Origin of the sequence: Actinoplanes sp. NPDC051470, assembly GCF_040682035.1 — a bacterium.
GTDB lineage: Bacteria > Actinomycetota > Actinomycetes > Mycobacteriales > Micromonosporaceae > Actinoplanes.
The window spans coordinates 403,090-427,179 of the sequence record NZ_JBFBAA010000002.1; the positions used below are offsets into that span (position 1 = coordinate 403,090).

The 24,090-nt window shown below is 72.2% G+C and carries 21 protein-coding genes; 10 read left to right on the top strand and 11 right to left on the bottom strand.

The features are described 5' to 3' along the window. The first annotated feature begins 31 nt into the window (after positions 1–31). On the top strand, positions 32–718 hold the full coding sequence (locus tag AB0M54_RS06990; protein WP_364469643.1) for an SDR family oxidoreductase: 687 nt from the start codon (positions 32–34) through the stop codon (positions 716–718). 102 nt (positions 719–820) lie between these two features. After that, positions 821–1,966 carry an acyltransferase gene (locus AB0M54_RS06995; RefSeq protein ID WP_364469644.1) on the top strand — a complete coding sequence of 382 codons (1,146 nt, stop codon included), beginning with the start codon at positions 821–823 and terminating at the stop codon, positions 1,964–1,966. 323 nt (positions 1,967–2,289) lie between these two features. Here the strand turns inward: AB0M54_RS06995 and AB0M54_RS07000 are convergent, their stop codons facing one another. The 4 genes from AB0M54_RS07000 to AB0M54_RS07015 form a co-directional block, all read right to left on the bottom strand. After that, positions 2,290–2,481, bottom strand: a complete 192-nt coding sequence (locus AB0M54_RS07000) for an SDR family NAD(P)-dependent oxidoreductase (RefSeq protein WP_364469646.1) — start codon at positions 2,479–2,481, stop codon at positions 2,290–2,292. A gap of 106 nt (positions 2,482–2,587) precedes the next feature. After that, positions 2,588–4,183, bottom strand: a complete 1,596-nt coding sequence (locus AB0M54_RS07005) for an acetolactate synthase large subunit (RefSeq protein WP_364469648.1) — start codon at positions 4,181–4,183, stop codon at positions 2,588–2,590. A 32-nt stretch (positions 4,184–4,215) separates the two neighbouring features. Beyond that, positions 4,216–7,215, bottom strand: a complete 3,000-nt coding sequence (locus tag AB0M54_RS07010) for a TIM-barrel domain-containing protein (protein ID WP_364469650.1) — start codon at positions 7,213–7,215, stop codon at positions 4,216–4,218. Positions 7,216–7,408: 193 nt separating this feature from the next. Continuing rightward, entirely contained in the window at positions 7,409–8,047 is a 639-nt protein-coding gene (locus AB0M54_RS07015) for a helix-turn-helix domain-containing protein (RefSeq protein ID WP_364469652.1), read from the bottom strand. A 52-nt stretch (positions 8,048–8,099) separates the two neighbouring features. Here AB0M54_RS07015 and AB0M54_RS07020 point away from each other — a divergent pair, with 52 nt between their 5' ends. After that, complete coding sequence (locus AB0M54_RS07020) at positions 8,100–8,339, top strand: Atu4866 domain-containing protein (RefSeq protein ID WP_364469688.1); 240 nt, start codon at positions 8,100–8,102, stop codon at positions 8,337–8,339. 107 nt (positions 8,340–8,446) lie between these two features. Next, on the top strand, positions 8,447–9,187 hold the full coding sequence (locus AB0M54_RS07025) for an SDR family oxidoreductase (protein WP_364320424.1): 741 nt from the start codon (positions 8,447–8,449) through the stop codon (positions 9,185–9,187). A 30-nt stretch (positions 9,188–9,217) separates the two neighbouring features. Here the strand turns inward: AB0M54_RS07025 and AB0M54_RS07030 are convergent, their stop codons facing one another. Beyond that, a complete protein-coding gene (locus tag AB0M54_RS07030; RefSeq protein ID WP_364320426.1) occupies positions 9,218–10,150 on the bottom strand; it encodes a helix-turn-helix domain-containing protein in 933 nt (310 codons plus the stop codon). Positions 10,151–10,281: 131 nt separating this feature from the next. On the opposite strand from AB0M54_RS07030, the gene lepB reads away from it, so the two are divergent. Further along, entirely contained in the window at positions 10,282–10,917 is a 636-nt protein-coding gene (gene lepB, locus AB0M54_RS07035; protein WP_364320428.1) for a signal peptidase I, read from the top strand. Between the two features lie 23 nt (positions 10,918–10,940). Then, entirely contained in the window at positions 10,941–11,165 is a 225-nt protein-coding gene (locus AB0M54_RS07040) for a hypothetical protein (RefSeq protein WP_364320430.1), read from the top strand. Between the two features lie 69 nt (positions 11,166–11,234). On the opposite strand, the gene AB0M54_RS07045 is transcribed toward AB0M54_RS07040, so the two are convergent. Both AB0M54_RS07045 and AB0M54_RS07050 read right to left on the bottom strand, forming a co-directional pair. Continuing rightward, the gene (locus AB0M54_RS07045; protein WP_364469654.1) at positions 11,235–14,468 is read right to left on the bottom strand and encodes a S8 family serine peptidase; all 3,234 of its coding nucleotides are present in this window, start codon (positions 14,466–14,468) and stop codon (positions 11,235–11,237) included. A gap of 110 nt (positions 14,469–14,578) precedes the next feature. After that, positions 14,579–15,400, bottom strand: coding sequence for a helix-turn-helix transcriptional regulator (locus AB0M54_RS07050; protein WP_364320434.1), 822 nt, complete (start codon positions 15,398–15,400; stop codon positions 14,579–14,581). A gap of 103 nt (positions 15,401–15,503) precedes the next feature. Between AB0M54_RS07050 and AB0M54_RS07055 the strand changes: the two genes are divergently transcribed. Together AB0M54_RS07055 and AB0M54_RS07060 are read left to right on the top strand one after the other, a co-directional pair. Then, positions 15,504–16,238: an SDR family oxidoreductase gene (locus AB0M54_RS07055; RefSeq protein WP_364320436.1), complete on the top strand. Its 735-nt coding sequence runs from the start codon at positions 15,504–15,506 to the stop codon at positions 16,236–16,238. 107 nt (positions 16,239–16,345) lie between these two features. Beyond that, positions 16,346–17,506: a hypothetical protein gene (locus AB0M54_RS07060; protein WP_364469656.1), complete on the top strand. Its 1,161-nt coding sequence runs from the start codon at positions 16,346–16,348 to the stop codon at positions 17,504–17,506. A gap of 205 nt (positions 17,507–17,711) precedes the next feature. Here AB0M54_RS07060 and AB0M54_RS07065 read toward each other — a convergent pair whose 3' ends face one another. From AB0M54_RS07065 to AB0M54_RS07080, 4 genes are all read right to left on the bottom strand, one after another. Continuing rightward, the gene (locus tag AB0M54_RS07065; protein ID WP_364469658.1) at positions 17,712–18,113 is read right to left on the bottom strand and encodes a hypothetical protein; all 402 of its coding nucleotides are present in this window, start codon (positions 18,111–18,113) and stop codon (positions 17,712–17,714) included. A 188-nt stretch (positions 18,114–18,301) separates the two neighbouring features. Continuing rightward, a complete protein-coding gene (locus tag AB0M54_RS07070; RefSeq protein WP_364469660.1) occupies positions 18,302–20,125 on the bottom strand; it encodes a multicopper oxidase family protein in 1,824 nt (607 codons plus the stop codon). Between the two features lie 129 nt (positions 20,126–20,254). Continuing rightward, entirely contained in the window at positions 20,255–20,719 is a 465-nt protein-coding gene (locus AB0M54_RS07075; protein ID WP_364320446.1) for a helix-turn-helix transcriptional regulator, read from the bottom strand. Next, a complete protein-coding gene (locus AB0M54_RS07080) occupies positions 20,716–21,411 on the bottom strand; it encodes a hypothetical protein (RefSeq protein ID WP_364469662.1) in 696 nt (231 codons plus the stop codon). The genes AB0M54_RS07075 and AB0M54_RS07080 overlap by 4 nt, the downstream gene beginning before the upstream one ends. Before the next feature lie 151 nt (positions 21,412–21,562). Here AB0M54_RS07080 and AB0M54_RS07085 point away from each other — a divergent pair, with 151 nt between their 5' ends. Continuing rightward, positions 21,563–22,570 carry an alcohol dehydrogenase catalytic domain-containing protein gene (locus AB0M54_RS07085; RefSeq protein WP_364469664.1) on the top strand — a complete coding sequence of 336 codons (1,008 nt, stop codon included), beginning with the start codon at positions 21,563–21,565 and terminating at the stop codon, positions 22,568–22,570. 80 nt (positions 22,571–22,650) lie between these two features. Continuing rightward, on the top strand, positions 22,651–24,087 hold the full coding sequence (locus AB0M54_RS07090) for a GGDEF domain-containing protein (protein ID WP_364469666.1): 1,437 nt from the start codon (positions 22,651–22,653) through the stop codon (positions 24,085–24,087). Positions 24,088–24,090 lie beyond the last annotated feature (3 nt).

The following is a 24,090-nucleotide window of genomic DNA, read 5'->3' on the forward strand; positions in this document are numbered from 1 at the left end:
GCGATGTCCCATCACGCCCGAGAGAGGCGCCATGCAGATTTCTGGAGCAACCGCCCTGGTCACCGGCTCCAACCGTGGCCTCGGCCGCCACTTCGCCACCCAGTTGCTCGAGCGCGGCGCGGCCAAGGTGTACGCCACCGCCCGTCGTCCCGAGACGGTCGACATCCCGGGTGCGACGGTGCTGCGTCTCGACATCACCGACCCGGCCTCGATCGCGGCCGCCCGCGAGGCCGCGCCCGACGTCAACCTGCTGATCAACAACGCCGGCGTCGGCACGGCCGCCTCGCTGGTCACCGGTGATCTGGATGATCTGCGCCACGAGATGGAGACCCATTTCTGGGGCACCCTCGGGGTGATCCGGGCGTTCGCACCCGGCCTCGCGGACGGCGCGATGCTCAACGTGTTGTCCGCGCTGTCGTGGTTCGCCCTGCTCGGCGTCACCGGCCACTCCACGGCCAAGGCGGCCGAGTGGGGCCTGACCAACAACGTCCGGGTCGAGCTCGCCGGCCAGAAGACTCAGGTCACCGCGCTGCACCTGGGCACCGTCGACACCGACCTGACCGCCTTCATGGACGGGCCGAAGGGCGACCCCGCCGACGCTGTCCGCGCCGGCCTGGACGGGCTGGAGGCCGGGAGGACCGAGGTTCTCGCCGACGAATGGACCACCAAGATCAAGGCGTCCCTGGCCGGCGACCCGTTCATGGTGGCCGGCTGGTAGAAAGACGGGTGTTACCCCTACCGGCGCCGGGGTGTCAGCTCCATCGATCGTCGCCGTGATCCTCCCTAACGTCGGTGGCACGAGATGCCGACGGGAGGAATCGTGGTGCGACAACGCGACCGGTTCATCGACGGGCTCCGGGCGCTGGCCATCCTCGGCGTCGTGGGTGGGCACTGGCTGGTCGGCGCGCTCGTCGCGACACCGGCCGGTGGCCTGCGGATCGACAGTCCGTTGCGCTACCAGGAGTGGCTGCATCCGCTGACCTGGTTCTCCCAGTTGCTGGGCCTGTTCTTCCTGGTCGGCGGCTACACGGCGGCGGCCGGACTCCGCCGCGCCCGGTCTCGCGGCGAGACCGACGCCGCCTGGATGCGTCGCCGGCTGGGGCGGATCGGGCGGCCCGTGGTGGCCGCGACGGTGATCCTGATCGCGGTGTTGCCACTGCTCGGCATCCTCGGGCTCGGCGCCGGCACCGCGCGGACCACCGTGGTGCTGTTCCTGCAGCCGTTGTGGTTCATGGTCCTGTACGCGGTGGTCACCGCCCTTACGCCGTACGCGCTCAGGCTCGACCGGCGCGGCGGGCTCGGCGTGGTCGTGGCGTTGGTCGGCGTGGTGGCCGTGGTCGACCTGGTGCGCTTCGGCCCGGCGGTCGAGCCGGCCCTCGTCGGGTATCTGAGCGTCCTGCCGGCCTGGGGCTTCGCCTACCAGCTGGGCGTGGCCTGGTCGGCCGGGCGGGTCGACCGCCGGGTCGCGGCCGGCCTGCTCGCCGGTGGCCTGGCGCTGTTCATGTTCCTGCTGGTCGCGTTGAAGTACCCGGTGAGCATCGTGAGCGTGACCGGCTCCACCCGCTCCAACTCGAACCCGCCGTCGCTGATGGTTCCGGCCCTGGCCGCGATCCAGGCCGGCGCCGCGCTGCTGCTGCGCGACCGGATCGAGCGGCTCCTGCGGCGGCCCCGGATCTGGGCCGTGGTGGCGGCGCTCAACCTGAGCGCGATGAGCATCTTCTGCTGGCACCAGGTGGCGCTGGCCGGCGTCTCGGAGGTCGCCCGCCGGTTCGGCACGCTGCCCGGCCTCGGTGACCGGCCGGTCGACCCCGGCTGGGTCGCCGCCCGGCTCGGCTGGTTTCCGGTGCTGGCGCTCGTCCTGGCCGGCCTGGTCCTGCTGGTCCGCCGCTACGAGCACCCGGCGCCCGCGGTCGCCGCCGGGCCGGCGCACACCACCGCGGAGGCGACCGAGCCGGTCAGCCGCTGAGCCCGCCCAGATCCGGGGGCGGGCTCCGACGCCGGGCGGTGAACCGGCGGCGGCTGGAGGAAGGTTTGCTCAGGAGGTGGCGGCCGCTCGCTCCTCGGCGGTGACCGTGATCGTGTCGGGCGCGTCCGGCGCCACGATGGCCGGCAGCACGACCAGGCCGGCCGAGACCAGAGCTCGGTGCGCGGCACGCCTGTCGCCAGCAGGCCCGACCCCCGCTAGCTCACTCCACTGAAGACTGTCGACTCAGCCCGGAGGATGAAGGTGGCGGCCGATTTGTTGCACGGCCAAGTGTTACGTCGCCTTGAACGAGCCGCCGTCGACCATCAGGTTCGTGCCGACCAGGCTCGGCATGGCCGGCGAGCACTGCAGGAGGATCGCGCGGGCGATCTCGTCCGGCTCCGCGACGCCCCGACCACGACGGCGCCCTCGGCGACGAAGGCCTGGACCGTCGCGAGCCCGATGCCCTTGCTCGCGCCGGTCACCAGGACGCGCTTACCAGCCAGTTGCAGATCCATGGGTCCGAGAATCGAGCACCCGAGCGAGGACCCGCGTCGGCATTCAATGCCTACTTCCGGCCGGCGCCGAGGTTAGGCACCGGCCTGACGCTGCCGGCCTCCGCGGTCAGGCCGGATCTTCGAGGATCGCGTCGATCAGGTGCGGGCCGGGCGCGGCGACCGCGGCGGCGAACTGCTCGCGCAATTCCCGCACCGTGCGGGCCCGGGTCGCCGGGACGCCCATGCCCTGGCTCAGCGCCACGAAGTCGAGGCCGGGCCCGGACAGGTCGATCATGCGCCGGGCCCGGCCGGTCGGGTCGCCCGCGCCGACGCGGTCGAGCTCGGCGCGCAGGATCGCGTACGAGCGGTTGTTGAGGATGACCACGGTGACGTCCAGGTTCTCCCGGGCGTAGATCCACAACGCCGAGATCGTGTACATCGCGCTGCCGTCGGCCTCCAGGCAGACCACCGGCCGTCCGGGGCAGGCGATCGCGACGCCGGCGGCCAGGGGCAGGCCCTGGCCGACGGCGAGACCGACCAGCCCGAGCGCGTCGTGCGCCGGCGCGCCCGCGAATGACGCGGCCAGATTCACCAGGCCGGCCGTGATGGACTCGTCGCACACGACCGCGTTGTCCGGCAGCGCCGCGGCGACCACCGGCGCCCAGTTCACGGTGGTCAGGCTTCCGTCCGCGACGGCGGGGACACCGGCTGAGGCGCCCCGCGGCGGCACGCCGGCCGCGATGAGGTCGGCGATATCGTGCAGGGTGTCCGCGACCGGGGTGAACTCCGGTGCCAGCACGTGCTCGTCGATCCCGGCCGGGATCAGGGCGCCCTCGCGGCCCGGGTAGGCGAACGAGGCGACCGGCGTGCGTGCGCCGGCCAGGACGACGTGCCGGATGCCGTCGAACTGGCGGCGCACGTCCTCGCCGCGGTAGGCCAGGGGAGTCACCGCGGGGACGCCGGCCCCGCGCCGCAGCCGGGCCGGCCAGGTCGGGCAGAACAACCGTGCCCCGGTGGCCTGCGCGATCCGGTCGGCGGCCCGCAGCCCGGCATCGGTCAGCGCGTCGCCGTCCAGCAGCAGGGCCACCGGCTCGTCGCCGGTCAGCACCTTGGTCACGGCGCCGGCGGTCACCGCCGTCCCGGGCGGCGCCGGCGGTGGCAGCGCGGGCGCGGCCCGGCCGCCGCCGGACCAGGACACGTCGGCCGGCACGATCAGCGTCGCGACCCGCCCGGACGTGCCCGTGGTGTGCTCGTCGGCCGGACCGCCCAGGGTGGCGGCGAGCGCGGCGGTGACGTCGTGGCCGACGGCGGACGGGTGTTCCGGCCGGTGCACCCAGGCCGAGACCGTGGCCGCCACCGCGTCGATGTCGGAGTCGAGCAGGGCGTCCAGCGGCTTGTGGCCGGCGGCGTGGTCACCGACGAGGTTGAGCACGGGGGAGCCGGCCCGGCGGGCGTTGTGCAGGTTGGCCAGCCCGTTGCCGAGCCCGGGGCCGAGGTGCAGCAGGGTGGCGGCGGGCCGGCCGGTCATCCGGGCGTAGCCGTCCGCGGCCCCGGTCGCATCCCCCTCGAAGAGGCACAGCACGCCGTGCATCTCCGGGTGCCGTTCCAGCGCAGCCACGAATTGCATCTCGGACGTTCCGGGGTTGCCGAAACAGACCCGCACATCGTTGTCGATCAGCGTCCGAAGGATCGCCTCGGCGCCGTTCATGTCGAGCTCGCTCATGACCTGACCAACGTCGGCCGGTGCGCCCGGGTTCAGGCGCCGGTCGAGCGTTCGAGGGACAGGCAGTCGATGTTGCCTCCACTGGCGCCGGTGGAGGTGGCGCGGATCCGGACCGTGCCGGCCGGCAGGTTCGTCGTCAGGGTGGCGGTCCGCCAGAGGGTCCAGCCGCCGGTCGGCGGGAAGGCGAGCGCGGCGGCCGCCGTCGTGCCGTTGACCGAGACGACGAGGGGCCGGTCGGCCGAGCCGCCGTTGGCGTACTGGAAGGTCAGGGTGTGTGCGCCGGCCGCCGCGACGGTGACCGTCCACTCGACGTGGTCGCCGGTGGCGTTGGTGTAGTCGGCGTAGCCGTTGCCGGTGTAGTCCCGGTGCTGGGTCCCGATGGCCACGCCGGTCAGCGCGGCGTTCTCGGCCGGGTACACGACCGGACCGGTGACGGCCGGGAACGGCTGGCCGGTCGGCCGGATGGTGGCCGCGACGCTGCTGCCGCCGGCCCGTACCCCGATCCGTGGGGTGACCACCGACAGGATCTTGCGGTCCGGGTCCCAGGCCTGGCCGGAGCCGGCCACGACCGCGGCGGTTTCGCTGGTGTACGCGGGCAGCGGCGGGAAGTCGTCGACCCGCATCCCGACCGGCGTGGAGAGGCCGTGGAAGCGGACGACGTAGCGGCGCTCGGCCGGGGCGTCGCGGTAGTTACCGACTGGTTGGTAGATAGTGGCCGTCAGCGTGGCGTCGGCGTACGACAGGTCGGTCACGCCGCGCGCCGCGGCCGTGCGGTGCTCCTCGGTGACGCCGTCGTCCTCGTACAGGCTGAACGTTCCGTCCTTGCCGGTGTAGACGTCCAGTTCGAGGTGGGTCTTGTCGAGGAAGGCGGTGCTCTGGGCGTACCGGTAGCGGGGGAGGAGCGCGCCCGCCTTGACGTACATGATGATCTCGCCGGGCCGGGTGACCTGCGCCTTCTCGGTGGTGTCCGAGCCCACGGTCTTGGCGTCGGTCCAGAAGTCGTACCAGGTCTCGCCGCCGGGCAGCCAGACCCGCTGGGTCGCGCCGTCGACCCCGGTGGTCACCGGCATCACCAGGATCGACGGGCCCCACAGGTACTGCTGGTCGTGCGAGTAGGCCATCGGCTGGTACTGGTGGTCGATGATCATCGCGCGGGCCATCGGCATGCCGGTGGCGTGGGCGGCGTGGGCGATGGTGTAGACGTACGGCAGCAGGGTGTAGCGCAGGCGGCTGTAGCGCAGGAAGTCGTCGCTCTCGGCGGCGGGCTGGTCGGTCGGCCAGCGGGAAGCGCGCCGCCCAAGCACGAGGGTGTCGCCGTAGCCGTGCGGCCGCCAGATGGGCGAGAGGGCGCCCCAGGCGGCGACCCAGTTGCGGTACATGTCCGGGGGGATCGGGTTGCCGTTGTGGCCGCCGCCGTCGACGTTGCCGTACGGGAAGCCGCCGAGCCCGGCGTTGAGCATCCCGCGGATCTGCTGCTGCATCTCGCCGTACGTGGACTGGGTGTCGCCGGTCCACAGGTGGCCGTACCGCTGCTGCCCGGCCGTGGCGCCGCGGCTGAAGATGAACGGGCGCCGGCCGGGGCCGATGTGCTGGTCCCACCCTTCCTGGCCGGCCGCCTTGGCCAGGTAGAGGAAGTACGCGTTGCGTAGCTCGGACCAGCGTTGGCCGTTGGCGGTGAGGGCGGCGTACGGGATGGGTCCCATCTCGTCCGGCTCGTCGAGCCACAACGCGTCGCCGGGGAAGCGGAGCGCCGGGTTCAGCGCCTTGGTCCAGAACACGTTCCAGATCCACTCGCGGGTGGCCGGGTTGGACCAGTCGGGCACCGAGTCGTTCTCGGACACCCCGGTGATGTCGGCCGGCTGGAAGCTGTAGCCGGGCGGCGGGCCGGGTTTCCAGCCGGCCATCAGGTGGGAGTTGTTGCGGTTGTAGTCGAGCGAGGTGAGGATGCCCTGCTCGTCGGCCCACCGCTTGAACCCGGCCGGGTCGGGCCAGCGCTGCGCGTCGAACTCGAACCAGGAGCCGTTCCAGCCGCCGCCGCCGGCCCGCCAGCGGTTGTCGTGCACCTGCAGGTCGAGCGGGAAGCCCTGGCCGCGCATCTCGGTGATCTTGGTGACCCACCAGTTCTGGTCGCTGACCGTGGGGAAGTTCTTGTCCGACATCTGCAGGCCGAAGATGCCCAGCCGGGGGAGGCGGGGCCGCCCGGTGAGCTGGGTGTAGCGGTCGAGCAGCTTGGCGAACTGGGGTCCCTTGATGACGAAGTAGTCCATCTGCGGGCGTACGCCGGGGGTGTTGTGCTCGTCGGCCCAGAACTCGTACACCCCGCCGTTGCCGAAGTTGAACGTGGTGTCGAAGGTGGTGTTGACGAAGATCGCGTAGCCGCGTGACGACAGGTACATCTGCACGATCGCGGGTGACTGCTCGCCGCGGTTGCCGGCCAGCCCGTAGTTGTGGGCGACGATCTCGCCGGTCCGTTCGACCCGCGGCGCCCGCCCGAAGAAGCCGTGCCCGGCCTTGACGAACCGCTCGGCCTTCTGGGGTGCGGCGAAGGTCTGCCGGACGACGCTGTTGTTCTCTCCGCCCCAGCTCATGCTGTGCGTGGCGTCCTCGCCGGCCAGCAGCGCCCCGTCGCCGCGGCGGTAGAAGGCGATCCGCAGTGGACTCTTCCGCAGCACGACCTTGAGGCCGGCGGCCGGGGCGGTGGTGATGGTCAGAGCATCAGGGCTTTCCTGTACGGCCAGCGAGCCGCCGAGGCCGGCGTGGGCGGCCGGGTCGACCATCTCGTAGCGGTCGTCGGCGAAGAACGTCTCGCCGGCCCGGACATGACGCACCCGGACGATGTGCCCGCCGTACGCGGTGATCCGGGTGCGTTGACCACTGGTGCTGGTCACGGTCACGCTGCGGCCGTCCGAGGTATGACTCGCGTAACCGGCGAGGGTCTCCGTCGCCGGCAACGTCGTTGTCGAGGGTGTTCCGGCGACCGCGCCGCCCACCGCGAAACCGGCTGTCTTCAGAAAGTCACGTCTCGAACCCATGGCGTGACTATAGAGCTGCGTCTATCTAATCTACAACGTTAGAATTCATTGCATCCGCCTGGCATCGAAGTTGCCAAGGGCATGCCTAGGCAGCTCGCCGACGCCGCCGGTTAGGCATGAGGTGCCGCCCGTGGATCCGGCCAGGCTGACCACCTTCCGCTGACCGCCCCCGCCCGACCGGCGCGCCGGAGCCTCAGGCGCGCTGGTCGGGCGGCTCGGTCAGCATGGCGACGGCCTGGCGGCGCAGGAAACGCTCGGCGTCCTCGTAGGACCAGTGGCACTCGGTGATGAGAGTCCGCCAGGCGGCCGGGCCGAAGCAGAACCAGAGCCGGTCGTCCACCGCGCCGACGTCGAGGTGCGCGGACACCAGCCGGTGCTCGACGAGCCGCCCGGCGATCGCGCGCAACGCCTGACGGCAGCCGGCCACCACGCTGTTCCAGGCCTGCCGGGCGCCCTCGTCGCTGGCCATCGACGCGTACAGCAGATCGATCGACGGCCGGAGGCGCTCGTTGTCCGCCCGCGCGCTGCCGGCCGTGAGGGCGATGGCCGGCTCGAGTCCGGCGGCCTTGGTGACCCGCCTGTCCACCTCGGCGAGCCGGGCGTGCGCCGGGTCGAAGGCCAGCAGGAACTCCAGGACCGCGGCCTTCGTGCCCACGCTCGCGTACACCGTCTTCACCGCGATGCCGGCCGCCGCGGCGATGTCGGACATCGTGACCCGCGAATAACCTTGAGTGACGAACAGCTCGCGGGCCGAGGAGAGGATCAATTCCTGCGTACGCTGCGCGTCCTGCTCGCGCAGTGGTGAGTGGTACGAGCGAGGCGTGTGGGACATGCCCACAAGTTACCGATCGCGCGCCGAACCGCGCTGAGCCGCGGACAACCACATCCGGCAGGAGCTGCTGGCCGATGGGCGGTACGACGAGGCCCGCGGCAACCGGGCCGGCGCCTACACCGGCCGGTACGAGGTGACCGGCACCCGCATCGAGTACTGGGACGACAGCGGCTTCACGGCCGACGGTGACTTCGAGGGCGACGTGCTGCGCCACGGCGGATACCTCTTCTACCGTGCGGGCAGCGCCGCCCACCGCGAGGCCACCGCCGCGAGGCGTACCCCAGGGGCCTGATGTTTGTGCGCCGGGGCGCAAGTGCCGTGCGCCGGGGCGAAAGACCCCTCGATCGTCAGCCGCCAGAGTCGAACAGGCACGGGTAGTCGACGATGGAGGATTCAGTAGTGGGACAGCTGGACGGCAAGACCGCGGTGGTGACCGGTGGCTCGACCGGGATCGGGCTGGGCGCCGCCCGCCGCTTCGCCGAGGAGGGCGCGCAGGTCTACCTGACCGGGCGCCGCAAGGACGTGCTGGACCAGGCGGTCGACGAGATCGGCCGGGGCGCGGTCGGCGTCGCCGGTGACGTGGCCGAGCCGGCCGACCTGGACCGGTTGTACGAGCGCATCGCCGCCGACGGCAACCGGGTCGACGTGCTGTTCGCCAACGCCGGGGTGGGCGAGGTGGCGCCGCTCGGCCAGATCAGCGAGGAGCACCTCGACCTGCTGCTCGGCGTGAACGTCAAGGGCACCGTCTTCACCGTGCAGAAGGCGCTGCCGCTGCTCAACGATCACGCCTCGGTGATTCTGACGTCCTCGATCTGGTCGGTCGAGGGCCCGGAGGGCTTCGGCGTCTACTCGGCGACCAAGGCGGCGCTGCGCTCGTTCGCCCGCACCTGGGCCAACGAGCTCAAGGGCCGCGGCATCCGGGTCAACGCGGTCAGCCCGGGCACGATCGACACTCCGGGCCTCAGCACCGCGATCGGTGGCAGCGCCGAGGTGATGGACTACCTGGTGTCGCGCATCCCGCTGGGCCGGGCCGGTCAGCCGGACGACGTGGCCGATGTGCTGCTCTTCCTGGCCACCGCGCAGAGCCGGTTCGTCACCGGCATCGAGCTGTTCGTGGACGGCGGGACCGTCCAGGTCTAGGCCGAGCGTCCGCCAGGCGTGCCCGGGGGGTCACGCCTGGCGTTCGGCACGCGTTTCGCGGGGCGTCACGCCGAACTCGCGCCGGTAGGCGGTGGCGAACGACGCGTGGCTGGCGAACCCGGACGCGTAGGCGATCCGCGCGATCGACCGGTCGTCCCAGGCGGGACCGGCCAGCCGGGTCCGGGCGAGGCGCAGCCGTTCGGTGCGGATCAGGTCGCGGGACGTGGTGCCCGCGGCCTGGAGCACGTCCTGGAGGTAGCGCGCGGACCAGCCCAGGGCCCGTGCGATGCCGGCGATGGAGAGGCCGGGGTCGGCGGCGTGCCGGCGGACGTATTGCCGGATCTGCGCCTCGACCTCCTTCCGCTGCGCCGCGGGCGCCGAGTCGGACGCGCCCTCGGCGGCCAGGCAGACCAGGTCGAGCACCTGCTCGCAGGCCAGGTCGAAGGTGGCCTCGGAGAGTTGTTCCCGCTCCTCCTGCAGCGTCAGCACGGTCTGCCGGATCAGCCGGCCGACACCCGCCGTGCCGTCGAGCGGCCGGGGGTCGCGGGCCGCGGCGGGATGACGGCGCTCGATCGCCTCGCCGGGGAAGATCAGCGCGACCGACTGGAAGTCTTCCGCGTGGGCGAACTCGAACGGACGGTCCACATCACACAGCGCGAGGGTGCCCGGCCGGATCGCCCCCGCGCCGCCGGCCTGGGTCACCTGGGCCGTGCCCACGGTCGGCATCAGCAGCTCGAACGCGCCGCGCGGATCGGTCCGGATGTGCCGCCGCTCCCGCACGAACTTCTCGCGGACGTTGCCACACAACGCGACGCCGTAGGAACGCGACTGCTGCCACTCCAGCCGGCCCGCCCACGGACCGGCCTCGGTCAGCGTGACCCGGCTCGCCCCGTGCAGGTCGATGAACGCGTCCCGCCAGGCGCCGGCCGTCGGCGTCGCACCCGGCTCGTTCCAGCGATACATGGGTGAAAGGTATCCGTCCTCGACGATGCGCCCGTAACCATGGTGGTGTGACGTCGGCCCGGCCGCCTCGGCAACAATTGCCGATCCGACCGGAGGGAACTGCCTGAGCGTGGGCCGCGTACGCTCCGTTCGTGGCTGACGAGAAGACCGAGAAGCGTCGCGGTTCGTTCTGGCGCGAGCTCCCGGTCCTCGTGGTGGTGGCGATCCTGGTCGCCTTCCTCGTGCGCACGTTCGTGCTGCAGACCTTCTTCATCCCGTCGGCCTCGATGGAGCACACGCTCGACATCGACGACAAGTTGCTGGTCAACAAGCTCATCTACGAGTTCCGCGACCCCCGGCGCGGCGAGATCATCGTCTTCAAGGCGCCCCGGCAGTGGCAGACCGGCGACGAGGGCGAAGACTTCATCAAGCGCATCATCGGCGTCGGCGGCGACCACGTGCAGTGCTGCGACGCCGAGCAGCGCATCATGGTCAACGGCCACGCCCTCGACGAGCCGTACCTCTTCAAGGACGCCGACGGGGTGCCCAACCAGGCGGCCGGTGAGCCCTTCGACGTCACCGTCCCCAGCGACCGGATCTGGGTGATGGGCGACCACCGCGAGGCGTCCGCCGACTCCCTCGAGCACTGGCGGTCCGGGCACGACATCCAGGAGGCGACGATCCCGGCCGGCTCGGTCGTGGGCCGCGCCTTCACCGTGTTCTGGCCGGTCGACCGGGCGACGTGGCTGACCGTGCCACCGACGTTCGACCGCGTTCCCGCTGCCTGACGCCCCACCACGAAGGTTTCCGCATGCCGCCGGCTGATCAGCCGGCGGCATGCGCCGTTCCCGGGTTGACCAACGGGCTGTCCGCGGCCGCGCTGGTGGCGACCAGTCTCGCGCTGGCCCTGTGGGGCGACACGATCGGCGACGCCTGGTGGGCGAGGGTGCTGCTGATCGCCGGCGTCAACGCCACGGTCGGCCTGACCCGGTTCGTCACCCTGCGGCTGTGGGTCTTCGCCGGCCGCAAGGCCTAGCGTCGGGGCCGGTCCTCGTGTCCTGTGGGCCGGAGGTGCGGATCTCCGCCGGCTCCGGCCGTCTCGACGTCACCTCGTCAGCCGGTAGGCGCGGATGATCGTCTGGGTCGTCGTGCTGCCGTCGAGGTCGGTGACCTTCGCCCGCAACGACACGTAGCCGGTGGCGGGCTGCCGCAACGTGGTCACCCAGTGGTCGTCGAGCCCGACGGTGCTCGCCGCCCGCCAGGTCCGGCCGTCGTCGTAGGACACGTCCACCGCGACCCGCCGGGCCACACCGGCCGACCCCGGCTGCCGGTCGAGCCGGACCGGGATGACGGCCCGGCCGCCGCGGGCCGCGTCCGAGGCGTCCAGCGCCGGCGCGAACCGGACCGCGGTGACCGGCAGGGCCCGGGTCTTCAGGCTCGGCGCCGACCGGAAGGTCCAGGCGGCGCTGATCTCGGTGCTCAGGTCCGAGGTGGCCCGGGTGGCGCGGGTCTCCAGCCGGTAGGTGGCCGGCCGGGCCGGCAGGTCGAACCCGGCGTTCGGGCCGGCCCAGGTGTCCACCAGCGTGCCGTCGCGGTAGAGCGCGGTCCGGGTGCTCTCGAACAGCGAGGTCTGGCCCGGGTGGCCGGCCCGGTCGCTGAACAACGGCAGCTCGGCCACCAGCCGGTCGCCGGTGCGCCGGACCCACGGCTCGCCCGAGGTGCGCGGCGGGAACGCGGGACCGATCGGGCCGGCGTTCCAGACGTCGGTGTAGGTCCGGCCGGGCCGCCAGGTGTGCGGGCCGTCGCGGTACTCGTGCGTGGTGTCCCAGGCGCCGGCCTGGTAGATCACGCCGCTGTGCCAGCGCAGGCCGGGGCCGCCGTTGACGTAGTCCGTGCGGACCCCGGACGGCGCCACCGGCATGATGAGCTGGAGCGCCCGGTCGTTGTCGCCGAAGATCGGCGCGATCCAGCGGCCGGTCGCCACGCCGGACGGTTCGGCCCGCAGGTCGTTGCGGACCGTCGCCAGGTCCCGCTTCCGATACGTACGCGTGAAGCCGTCGAACATCCGGCCCTCGCGCGCCTCGGCCAGGGTGTAGAGATACGGGCTGTTGTTGTACCAGCCCTCGCCGTCCGGCCTGGCCCAGATGTGCGTGACCGAGGCGAGGAAGCGCGGGTCGGCGGCGCCGAGATGTCTCGTGGCGACGTCCTTGGCCGCGTAGCCGTAGAGCGAGAGCCAGACCGGCCCGGCGTCGGTGTCCTGATAGGCGCTGACGTCGATCTGGATCAGCTCGGCCGACCTCTCCGGGATGCTCAGCGCGAACGTCCCGGCCGTACGCGCGTCCAGCGTGATCGTGGTGTCCCGGGTCAGGTCGAGCCGGGGCCGGGTGAACAGCGCGGTGTGCCGCTCGAACTCGTCGCCGTAGGGGGTGCCGACCACCGAGTACATCAGGTAACGGCCTTTGGGCACCCGCAGTGTCACGGTGCCGCTCGCGTCGTACGCACGCCGGTAGAAATCGCTTCGCGCGCCCACGACGGCGGTCTCGTAGAGCGACGCGGCCGACCCGTCCCGGTCGATGTGCCGCAGCGTCAGGTCGTAGCTCTCGGCCTCCTTGAGCACCACCATCGGCGTGGTGACCCCGCCGGCGACCAGCCACGCCTCGGCCGTGCCGTCCGCGCCCGGCGCCCGGGTGTCCACCGTGACGGTCACGCCGGCCGTACCGGACGCGGGCACCGTCACCGAGGTCGCGCCGGCCCGGAACAGGCCGCTGCCGCTGATCGAGACCGGCAGCGTCACCGCCGTGGGGCCGGCGTTGCGGTAGGTCACCGTGCGGGTCAGCACCGGGTCGTCGGTGTGCGGCCACCGCTGCTCGCCGAACGACAGGCTCGGCAGGTCGGCCGACACCGGCTGGGTGATCGCGGCGGCCACGTCGATGAGTCCGGCGCCCTGCTGGAACGTGGTCTGCGCCGGGTTCCGGCGCGCCGTACCCATCAGGGCCGGTTTGAGGAAGTCCGCACCCCACGCCGGGTGTTGCTGGCGCAGCAGGACGGCCGCGCCGGCCACGTGCGGCGTCGCCATCGACGTGCCGGAGAGCGTGACGTACGCGTCCCCGACCGGCTCGCCGAGCTCGGTGCCGGCCGCCTTCGCGGCGACGATGCCGACGCCGGGCGCGGTCACGTCAGGCTTGAGCGCGTGGTCGCCGAGCCGCGGCCCCGGCTGGGAGAAGTCGGCGAGCTGCCCGTCCCGGTCGACCGCGCCGACGGCCAGGGCGGCGTCGGCGCTCGCGGGCGAGGCCACCGGCGCGTCCTTGCCCTCGTTGCCCGCGGCGATGACGAACAGGGTGCCGTACTGGGCGGTCAGGGTGTTGACGGCGGCCTCGAGCGGGTCGACGCCCACGCTGTCCGGCCCGCCCAGGCTCAGGTTGACGATCGGCGCGCGCACCTCGGCCGCCGCCCACTGCATGCCGGCCAGGATCGCCGATTCGGTGCAGCCCTGCGGCTCGCACACCTTCCCGGACACGATCCGCGCGTCCGGGGCCACGCCCTTGAACCGTCCCCCGGACGCGGCGCCGGTGCCGGCGATGATCGACGCCACGTGGGTGCCGTGCCCGAACTCGTCGGTGGTCGCCGGGTTGTCGGTGAACGAGACCGCGGTGGTCACCTTTCCGGCGAGGTCCGGGTGCGTGGTGTCGACGCCGGTGTCGAGCACCGCGACGGTGACGCCGGCCCCGGTGAGACCGGCCTGCCAGGCCGCGGGCGCCCCGATCTGGGCGGTGCTGCGGTCCAGGGTGGGCTTACGGATGCCGTCGAGCCAGACCTTCCCTGTGGTACGCCGTGAGCGCGGGTCGCCGATCGTCAGAGCAGCCCACGCGGTGCCGTTCCGGGGCACGGTGACCGCCCGGCCGCCCACGGCGGGCAGGCTGCGCCCGGTGGTGGCCGTGGCGCCGGTGACGATCAGCGGCAGGGTCGCCCGGCGCCGGTCGTCGTAGCCCATCGCGATCAGGCCGGTGACGTCGAAGAGCCGCTCATCCATCCGCCCGCTCGCGACCAGCGGCTGGGCGTCGGTCGGCAGGACGAAGGTGTGGCCGCGGCGGCTCTCCACCAGGAAGCGCACGTGGTCCCGGCCCGGGCCCCGGGCGATGGAGAGCCCGCCGCCGATCGCCCGGCCGCCGTGCGCGTCCGAGACCGTCACCGTGTCCCCGGTCAGCAGCGTCACGGCCGTTCGTCCGGCCGGCGCCGGCCTCCGCGCGGGAGTCTCCGGCTCGGCCGCGGCCGCCGGGCTCGCGCCGAGGGCGACACTCACCGCGAGCGCGGCGGCGAGAATCGTGCCTGCTGACTTCATCGGAGCCTCCGTATCGACCGGGCTCCGGAAGCGTTCGTCACGATGATCATGAATGTCAATGCGGAGCCATGACGCACGCGGCTCATGGCGTCATGTGGTCATCTCCCCGGTCAGCGTTCGGCGTTGGCCAGCATGCCCAGCAGGGTGATCGCGTCGGCGCTGGGCGAGCCCGGCTCGGCGTGGTAGACGGCGAGCTCCTGGCCGTGCGAACCGCGTACATCGAAGATCTGGACCCGCAGCGTGAGGTCACCGACCCGGGGGTGGCGCAGCGACTTGGTCTCCAGCCGCTTGCCCCGCACGTCGTGCCGTTCCCACAGTTCGACGAACTCCTCGCTGCTGTCCAACATCTCGCGCAGCACCTGCTTGACGCGCGGATCGTGGGGCGCCAGGCCCAGGTTCAACCGGAAGCCGGCGACCGTGGCCGCCGCGACGCCCGGCCAGTCGGCGTAGAACTGTGGCGCGGCCGGGTCGTGGAAGACCATCCGCATCAGGTTGCGCGAGGGCGGGAAGCCGCCGAACAACGCCTCGGCCAGCGGGTTCGTGGCCAGGACGTCGTAGGCGCGGCCGTAGACCAGGGCCGGGCTGGCCGGCCACGCCGCCATCAGCTGCTCGAGGGACGGGTCGACGCGTTCGGCCGGCAACGTCCGGTGGGCCCGGGGCGCGAGGCCGGCCAGCCGGAACAGGTGGGCGCGCGCGTCGTCGCCCAGCAGCAGGGCCGCGGCCAACGCCTCCAGCACCTGCGGCGAGGGGTTGCGTTCGCGGCCCTGCTCGAGCCGGACGTAGTACTCGACGCTGATGCCGGCCAGCTGGGCCACCTCTTCCCGGCGCAGCCCGGTGACCCGCCGGTTGCCGCGCTCGGGCAGCCCGGCCTCGGCGGGCCGGACCGCGTCGCGGCGGTGGCGCAGGAACTCGCCCATCGGGGTCGTCGACATGCCTTCGAGCCTAGGTCAGCCGACGCCGTTGAGCCTGGTAGTACTGCACCCAGGGAGTCCGGCGGCCTTCCCGGGCCGGCCCGGCGGCCGGATCGTGGACGCCATGACGAACACGCGGAAAGTAGTGGTGGTGACCGGGGCCAGCAGCGGCATCGGTGAGGCGGTGACCCGCCGGCTGGCCGCCGACGGGCACATCGTGGTGGCCGGGGCCCGCCGCACCGATCGGCTGGACGCCCTCGCGGCGGAGGTCCGCGCGGCCGGCGGCACCATCGACACCGGTTTCCTGGACGTGACCGACCGGGCGGCGATGGCCGCCTTCGTGGCCGGCGCGGTCGAGCGGCACGGCCGGCTGGACGTGCTCGTGTCCAACGCCGGCGTGATGCTGCTCTCGCTGATCGAGGAAGCACTGGTCGACGAGTGGGACCGGATGGTCGACGTGAACCTCAAGGGCCTGCTCTGGGGTGTCGCCGCGGCGCTGCCGGTGTTCAAGCGGCAGGGTTCCGGTCACCTGATCTCGGTCGCCTCGATCGGCGCGCACTCGGTGGTGCCGACGGCCGGCGTCTACAGCGCCACCAAATACGGCGCCTGGGCGTTCATCGAAGGACTACGGCAGGAGATCGACCCGGGCGTACGGGTGACCACGATCTCGCCCGGCGTGGTGGAGTCGGAGCTGGCCGAGCACATCAGCGACCCGGGCGCGCGGGACGCGATGCGCGAGTACCGCAAGAACTCCATCCCCGGCGCGGCGATCGCCTCGGCCGTCGCGTACGCCATCGACCAGCCGGCCGACGTCGACGTCAACGAGATGATCGTCCGGCCGGCGGCCCAGCGCCCCTGACGCATCGCGGTCGGAAATGTTGCGCCGGGTGCCAAGATTTATCCAATGTGGTGAGAGACGCCGATGGATTGGCGTCTTGACGATCTTCTGGCTACCGTCCCGCTCTCGTGTCCATCGACTCCCGGCGCTCCCTGCGCACCGAAGCGCCGCTGATCGTCGCGCTGATCGTCCTGGCCGTGCTGGCCCGCCTGGCCGGCCGCGGCGAGGTGACGATCGACATGCGTACCTTCTACGCCTGGTACGCCGACCTCGAGTCCGGCGGCGTCTGGCATTCGCTGGGCGAGGAGATCGGGAACTACAACGCGCCCTTCCTCTACCTGCTGGCGCTGACCACGATCCTGCCCGGCCCGATGGTCCTGAAGATCAAGCTGGTCTGGGTGGCGTTCGACCTGCTCCTGGTCTTCTTCACCTACCGGCTGGTGGCGCTGCGCCGGCCCGGCCGGCGGATCCCGCTGCTCGCCGCCCTCGTCGTGGCGCTGCTGCCGACGGTGGTGGTCAACGCGTCGTTCTGGGGCCAGACCGACGCGATGTGGGCGGGCTTCGCCCTCGCCGGCGTCTATTTCCTGCTGCGGGAGCGACCCTGGCTCGCGGTTACGATGTGTACGGTCGCCCTGGCGTTCAAGCCCCAGGGCATCTTCATCTTCCCGCTCCTGCTGCTGCTCGCCGTGGCCGGCCGCCTGCCGTGGCGCACGCTCCTGGCCGTCCCGGTCGTCTACGTGGCGTTGTGCCTGCCCGCGTTCCTGGCCGGACGTGACCCGATCGAGCTGCTAACCCTCTACGACCCCGGCCGGCAGGCCATCCACGTGCCCAATCTGACGTCGAACGCGCCCTCGGCGTACGCCTTCTTCCCGGTCGACGTGCGGGTCGATTCGGTCAAGTCCCTGGGGTACGTGCTGGCCGCCGCCCTGGTCGTCGGCCTCTGTCACGTGCTGGTGGCGCGCCGTACCGAGCTGACCCCCGACCGCGTCGTGCTCGCCGCGACCACCTTCGCCATCCTCCTGCCGTGGACCCTGCCCGGCATGCACGAGCGCTACTTCTTCCTGGCCGACGTGCTGAGCGTGGTGCTGGCCTTCTACCGCCCACGCCTCTGGTACGTGCCCCTCCTGGTGCAGGCGGCGTCCCTGCTGTCCTACGGCCCGTTCCTCTTCGGCCGGAAGGCGCCGCTGATCGACCTGATGATCCCGGCCGCGTTGATGCTGGCCGCCCTCATCGTGACGACCTACCACCTCGTCCGTCGCCCGCTGAGCTCTGGGCAACCGACGACGTAACGCCAGGGGCGATGGTCGCTGTCTTGACGGCATGCCTCGGAGACCAGCCGCCGCGAGACCGGTCCTGGCGCTGACCCTGTGGCCGACCGCGGTGGCGTCGAGGAACTGGTCGAGCGGGCCGCGGCCCGGGCCGCGGCCCGCACCTGACCCTGGTGCGCGAAGCGTTGCTCAGCGCCGGCCGAGTGGTGAACCCGTCGTCCAGCGGCTACGGACGCTCGGTGAGCTCCACCTCGCCGCACGCGCTCTGGGTGGAGTTACAGACGTAGTAGAAGATGTCCGTGATTCCGCCGGACGGCGCGTTCTGGGGGAAGTTGAAGGAGCGCTGCCCGCCGGAGACGGACCGGGTCTGGGTGTCGATCTTGGTGGCGCTGTCGTCGCTCAGCGGGTTTCCCTGCCAGAACTCGAAGATGACCTGGGTGGTGCCCCACCCGCCGGCGAAGTCGGTCACCGAACCCTGGACGGTCACCGAGCGGTTGAACCAGCTGATGCTGCCGGACGACTCGCCGCCGGAGCCGTGAGCGTTGAACGTGGTGGTGCCGTCGGCCGCCGGTGCCGCCGGTGCCGCCGTGGGCGCCGAGCCCAGTGCGAGAGCGACCACGGCGGTCACCAGCGAAGCTTGCCGGACAACAGATTTTCCGCGCATATTTTCCTCCCCGTCGAATAGCGGAACGAATGTCGCAGTTGCCCTTTCCGAAGTCAACAGGGGATATGTCACCCACCCTAGGTCGTGGGCAGACACAGCGAGCGGGGCCGCGGGGGCACGCCCCACGACCCCGCCCGGTCTCGGTCCGCCGGTCACTCGGGCAGATCGTGCCCGGCCGAGTACGGCGTGGTGACGCCCTGGTAGGCGAGGTGCAGGATCATGCCGTTGGCGCCGTGCTGGAAGTTGTGGCAGTGGTCCATCCAGATGCCCGGGTTGTCGGCGACGAACTCGATCTCGAAGACCTCGCCGCTGCCGACGTTGAGCGTGTCGGTCCACCACGGGCTGCCGGACGCGGCCTCGCCGTTGCGTGAGAGCACCCGTACGCGATGGCCGTGCAGGTGGAACGGGTGGTTGATGATGCTGCGGCTGGCGATCCGCACCCGCACCCGGTCACCTCGCTTGACCTCCAGGGTGGGCACGGCGGGGTAGAGGCGGCCGTTGATCGAGCTGCTGACCCACCCGAGGCTGCCCTGGCTGAACCCGAATCCGTCGTCCAGGCGCAGGTTGTAGGTCCGCTGGTAGGAGCCGGAGGCCGGTGGCGACCCCGAGCCGTAGGTCAGCGGGTCGAAGCTCCCGCCGCCGGAGACCGGCGCCGGATCGGCCTGGCCGCCGGGGCTGAGGGTGAGCGAGGCCTCGGTGCCGGCGATCGCGGCGGTCACCGGGCCGTTAGGCATCGTGAAGGCGATGTCGTAGCGGCCGCCGGCGGCGAGCAGGAGCTCGGTGCCCGGCTCGATCGGGGTGGCGCCCTCGACCGTGTTGCCGTCGATCGCGGCGGCCTGGAACGGGGCGCCGCTGACCTGGACGCTCTGCGGTTCGGCGGAGCTGTTGATGGTCCGGAGCAGCACCTTCCGGCCCGCGGGAACGGCCTGGCCGGCCGGCTGGTCGCCGCGGTCGAGCGCGCCGACGTCACCGTTGGAGACGGGCCAGGCGTGGGTGAAGACCGTACGCTCGACCCCGTCGAACGCCGGGCCGTCCTCGATGATCAGCGCGCCGAAGAGCCCCCGCTTGACGTTCTCCAGGGCGGCCTTGTGGGCGTGGTACCAGAACGTTCCCGCCCGGGTCGGGATGAACCGGTAGACGTGCTTGCCGCCCGGCGGGACGGCGTCCTGCGTCACGCCCGGCACCCCGTCCTCGGCGTTGGGCACGTCGACGCCGTGCCAGTGCACGGTCACGCCCTCCTCGACGTTCCGGTTCACCAGGGTCACTTCGAGCAGCTTGCCCTTGCGTACCCGAATCTCCGGGCCCGGCGCCGTCCCGTTGAAGGTGAGCCCGTCGACGGTGGCGCCCGAGTCGAGCTTCACCTCTGTCTGCTCCGCGGTCAGCGTCATCCGGGTGTCCGGCGTCTGGTCCCGCGGACCGGTCAGCTGCTCGACGCTGAGCTCGCCGGCCCCGCCGTGCAGGTGGTCGCCCGCGGCCGCGTTCGCCTGCCCGGCGATGACCAGCGACCCGGCCGGGACGAGCAGCGACGCCACCAGCAACCAGGGCAGGCGGGACACGCGCGACGCCGATTCGCGCGCACGCCAGCGGCCGACCGTGATCGAGAGGACCGCGATCAGCGCCACCGCCGCCACCGATCCGGCCAGCACCAGCGGGATGTCCTCGGGGGCGGTCGGCGTCAGCTGCCACCACACGGACAGGACCCCGCCGGTCGCGCTCACGTGGGCCGCTGTCCGGCTCGGCCGCCACACCGCCCAGACGGCGGGCAGGAGCGCCAGCGGCACCTGGATGCTCAGCCGTGAGTCGGCGAGCAGCAGGCCTCCGGCCAGCAGCAGCAGGCCGGCCATGACCAGGCGGGCCGCCGCCAGCCCGGCGACGATGAACAACCAGCGCCGGGTCGCCTTGACGCCGGCGATGGGCGCGGCGATCAGGGTGAGGACGGCGAGCGTCAGGTCGAGGTAGATGAGAATGAGCTGCACCTGACCACGATGCGGCCGGGGCCCGCCGGTTCGCGTCGGCAGTAATCGCCTAAACGACGATCTAGGCACCGGAGATGACGACCGGCGGCCGTACGCTCGGCCGGTGCCACCGGAGAGCAGATCCACGTATCAAGCTGCCGGCGACGGGCCGGGCGTGACCAGCCCGGGATGGTCCTTGAGCTGCCGGCGCGAGCTCACGCCGAGCTTGCGGAAGATGTTCCTCAGGTGGGCGTCGACGGTTCGTTTGCTGATGAACAGCTGGACGGCCACCTCGTTCGAGGTGGCGCCCGAGGCGACCAGGCGGGCCACGGCGACCTCCTGGAGCGTGAGCGTCTCGTGGGTCGGTTCGGCCCGCTGGTCGACCCGCTCACCGACGGCGCGTAGCTCGTCCGCGGCCCGGCGGGCGAAGGCGTCGGCCCCCGCCTTCGTCAGCATCACGTGGGCGATCCTCAGTTGCGCGACGCTGTCCTTCCGGCGGCCGTTGCGGCGGAGCCACTCTCCATAGAGGAGGTGGGCGCGGCCGCGGTAGGGAATCAGGGGTCCCTCGGCGAGGAACTCCACCGCCTCGACGTAGTGCTCCTCGACGCCGGTCACGAGCCCTCGCGTGTAGGCGGCGACACCTCGGCCGGTCGCGGTGCCGCCGGCCTGCGTACGCTCGGTGAAGGCGGCGGATGACAGAACCGGATACGCGTCGAGAACTCGGCCAGCTCCACCGCGGCGGCCTCGGCACAGGCGCGTCCGACGTCGATGCCCAGCGCTCCCGCGGCGGGCCAGAGCAGGCCGGGGTCGCCGGTCGGCTCCGAGCTCGCGATGGTGAGCAGGAGCCGGGCGGGCCGGGAGAGGCCGGCCAGCCGGCCCTGGAAGGCCAGCTCGATCCGGTTCGGCACCGACGAGGTCGCGGGCGGCTCGAAGCCGCCGGCGCGGGGGAGCTGAAGCAGGGCGAGCGGATTGCCGTGGGCCTCGGCGATCAGCCGGTTCCGCACCCGTTCGTCCAGCGGCGAGGGGCTCCGGGCGGCCAGCAGTTCCTTGGCGAGCTCATCGCCCAGCCCGGGGACGGGCAGCCGAGGGAGCCCGTCGAGCTCGGTCGCCGGGGCCGGTGACCGGAGCGCGAAGAGGATGGCGATCGGGTCGGCGCCGACCCGGCGGGCGAGGAAGGCCATCGCCTTGGACGACGCGGCGTCCAGCCATTGCGCGTCGTCGATCAGGCACAGGAGCGGTCGTTCGCGCGCCGCCGCGGAGATCAGCCAGCGATCGTCGTCCTCCCGGGCGCGCGCCCGGGAGGACAAGCATTGCCTACATCCGCCGGGCTAGGCAGCTGGGTGGCCCTCCCGTACCCAGGCATGGGTGGGCCTGTCCGACCGCCCCGCGAAGCCGTCCGCGGTGGTGAAGTCGAACCCGTAATCGACGGGTACGACGAAAGGACCGATCGTGACGCGGATGAAGGCTGCTGTCATCGCCGAGGCCGGCGCCCCCTGGGTGCTGGCGGACCGGGAGGTGCCCGAGGCCGGGCCGAATGACGTGCTGGTGCGGATCCGGGCCTGCGGCATCTGCGGCACCGACGTGTGGATGGCCGGCGGCACGCTGTCGTTCCACGAGTTCCCACTGATCCTCGGCCACGAGGGGGTCGGCGAGGTGGTCGCCGTGGGCGACGGCGTGACCAGCCGCAAGGTCGGCGACCGGGTGGGCGTCCCGATGGCGCAGAAGGTGTGCGGGGTCTGCGACTTCTGCCGGCAGCGGCGCCCGCTCAGCTTCGTCAGCGCGGTGAACTGCGTGAACTCGCGGCTGACCGGGGTCAATGTGGACGGAGGGTTCGCCGAGTACCTCGCCGCCGACGCCAACGGCACGGTGCTGCTGCCGGACGGCATCTCGTACGAGGACGCGGCCCCGACCCTGTGCGCCGGTTACACGGTGTGGGCGGCGCTGCGCAAGGCCGGTCCGCGCCCGGGCGCCCGGATCGCGGTGGTCGGGGTCGGCGGGCTCGGTCACCTCGCCATCCAGTACGCCAAGGCGGCCGGCTACCACGTCACGGCCGTCACGCGTACGCCCGGCAAGCACGATCTGGCCCGGCGGCTCGGCGCCGACGTGGTCGTGGCCGACGGCGCCGCGCTGAAGGAGGCGGGCGGCGCCGACGTCCTGCTGCACACCGCCAGCTCGCACGCCGCCGTCGTGGACGCCATGGCCGGCCTCAGGCCCTGGGGCAAGGTGGTGGTGATGGGCGTGGCCACCGACGAGATGCTGCTGCCGGCCGGTCCGCTGGCCTTCCAGGGGTACGAGGTCGTCGGCTCCGCCCACAACGGCATGGAATACCTGGTCGAGGCGCTCGACCTGGTCGCGAGCGGCGCCGTCCGGCCGATGGTCGACCTGTTCCCGAAGGAGCGCGTCGGCGAGGCGTACCAGGCGGCGAGCACCGGCCGGGCCCGCTTCAAGGCGGTCGTCACCTTCTGACGCCGGTTCTCGAGGATCAGCCCGATCCGCGCGCTACCGGAAACGTTCATCTTCGCCGGATCGCGGCCGAAGGGACTGGCATGAGACCCGTCGCGGTCGGGGTTGTCGCCGGCGCGGCGTTGCAGGCGGCGTTGATCGCGACCGGATTCGCCCAGCCCCTGGTGGTCGTGGGTGGCGCGCTCGTGCTCGCCGCCGCGCTGGTCGGGCTGGTCGCGCACGCTCGGCGAGCGCTCGGCTCGTCCGGGGCGGAACGCCGGTCCTGGGTCTGCAACTCGATCGCGCTGGCCGCCTGGGTGATCACCTCGGTGTTGCAACTGGTCGACGCCGCCGCCGGCATCCAGCGCGTCTTGCCCCGGCCGGTCGACCTGCTCGTCCTGGTGAGCGTGGGGTTGCCCGTGGTCAGCCTGCTCATCGGGCCGGGCGCGCGGCTGTCGTGGAACGTCCGGATCCGGATGATCCTGGACGGGGCGATGGCGGCGAGCGCGCTGTTCGTGGTCGCGTGGCCCTACCTGCTGCGACCCGTGTACGAGCAGGCGGGCGCCGAGCAGGGGAACTTCGTGGTGGCCGTCCGCTCGGTCCAGATGGTCACGTTGTCGCTGGCCATCGTGCTGCTGTCGCGCTCGCGGGCACGCGTGATCACGGCGCACACGATGCTCGCGCTCGGCTACGCGGCGCTGACGGTGTGCGGTATCGCCTTCAGCGCGATCACGCTGTACGCGCACACCTGGCAACTGGCCGCGGCCTCGGGCGTCTTCTTCGCCGCCACGGTCGTCCTGGCCGCGGTCGCCTGGTACGACATTCCCGCCGTGGAGAGCGCGTGGCTGCCGATCGCCACCGGGGCGCGGGCCGGCCTGCCGTACGCGCCGGTGGTTCTCGCCCTGATCGTGGCCGGCGCCCAGTATCTCGGCGGTCACGGCGACGGCGCCATGCTCGGTGCGCTGTTCCTGCTCTTCGCGCTGGTGCTGGTCCGGCAGTTCCTCGCCCTGCGGGGCAACGCCCAGCTGCTGGCCGAGGTCGAACGGCAGCGCGAGCAACTCGAGTACCAGGCGACCCACGACCACCTCACGGCGCTCAGCAACCGCAAGCACCTCTACCAGCGGACCTCGTTCACGGCGGGTGAGCCGGTGGCCCTGATGCTGATCGACCTCGACGGCTTCAAGCAGGTCAACGACCGGTACGGCCACGCGGCGGGTGACACGGTGCTGGTGACCGTGGCCGAGGTGCTGCGTACCGTGGTCCCGCCGGGCCACCTGATCGCCCGGCTCGGCGGCGACGAGTTCGTGGTGTTGCTGGGCCCGGCTCCGTCACCGGAGGAGACCCGGCACATCGCCGAGCGGATCACCGTGGAGGTGGGCGCTTCGGCCACCGGGGTGGGCGCGAGCATCGGGCTGACCTACGTGCGGTCCGGCCGGGCCACGGTGGGGATGCTGCTGTCGGACGCCGATGCGGCCCTCTACCAGGCGAAGGCCGCGGGCAAGGGCCGGGTCGCGCTCAGCCCGACCTACGCGAGCACCTGAGCG

What these genes read in the sequence shown, in the direction of transcription:
- AB0M54_RS06990 (WP_364469643.1), top strand. Translation starts at nt 32, where the DNA reads ATGCAGATTTCTGGAGCAACCGCCCTGGTCACCGGCTCCAACCGTGGC.
- AB0M54_RS07000 (WP_364469646.1), bottom strand. Translation starts at nt 2,481, where the DNA reads ATGGATCTGCAACTGGCTGGTAAGCGCGTCCTGGTGACCGGCGCGAGC.
- AB0M54_RS07005 (WP_364469648.1), bottom strand. Translation starts at nt 4,183, where the DNA reads ATGAGCGAGCTCGACATGAACGGCGCCGAGGCGATCCTTCGGACGCTG.
- AB0M54_RS07010 (WP_364469650.1), bottom strand. Translation starts at nt 7,215, where the DNA reads ATGGGTTCGAGACGTGACTTTCTGAAGACAGCCGGTTTCGCGGTGGGC.
- AB0M54_RS07015 (WP_364469652.1), bottom strand. Translation starts at nt 8,047, where the DNA reads ATGTCCCACACGCCTCGCTCGTACCACTCACCACTGCGCGAGCAGGAC.
- AB0M54_RS07030 (WP_364320426.1), bottom strand. Translation starts at nt 10,150, where the DNA reads ATGTATCGCTGGAACGAGCCGGGTGCGACGCCGACGGCCGGCGCCTGG.
- AB0M54_RS07040 (WP_364320430.1), top strand. Translation starts at nt 10,941, where the DNA reads ATGCCGCCGGCTGATCAGCCGGCGGCATGCGCCGTTCCCGGGTTGACC.
- AB0M54_RS07045 (WP_364469654.1), bottom strand. Translation starts at nt 14,468, where the DNA reads ATGAAGTCAGCAGGCACGATTCTCGCCGCCGCGCTCGCGGTGAGTGTC.
- AB0M54_RS07050 (WP_364320434.1), bottom strand. Translation starts at nt 15,400, where the DNA reads ATGTCGACGACCCCGATGGGCGAGTTCCTGCGCCACCGCCGCGACGCG.
- AB0M54_RS07055 (WP_364320436.1), top strand. Translation starts at nt 15,504, where the DNA reads ATGACGAACACGCGGAAAGTAGTGGTGGTGACCGGGGCCAGCAGCGGC.
- AB0M54_RS07085 (WP_364469664.1), top strand. Translation starts at nt 21,563, where the DNA reads ATGAAGGCTGCTGTCATCGCCGAGGCCGGCGCCCCCTGGGTGCTGGCG.
- AB0M54_RS07090 (WP_364469666.1), top strand. Translation starts at nt 22,651, where the DNA reads ATGAGACCCGTCGCGGTCGGGGTTGTCGCCGGCGCGGCGTTGCAGGCG.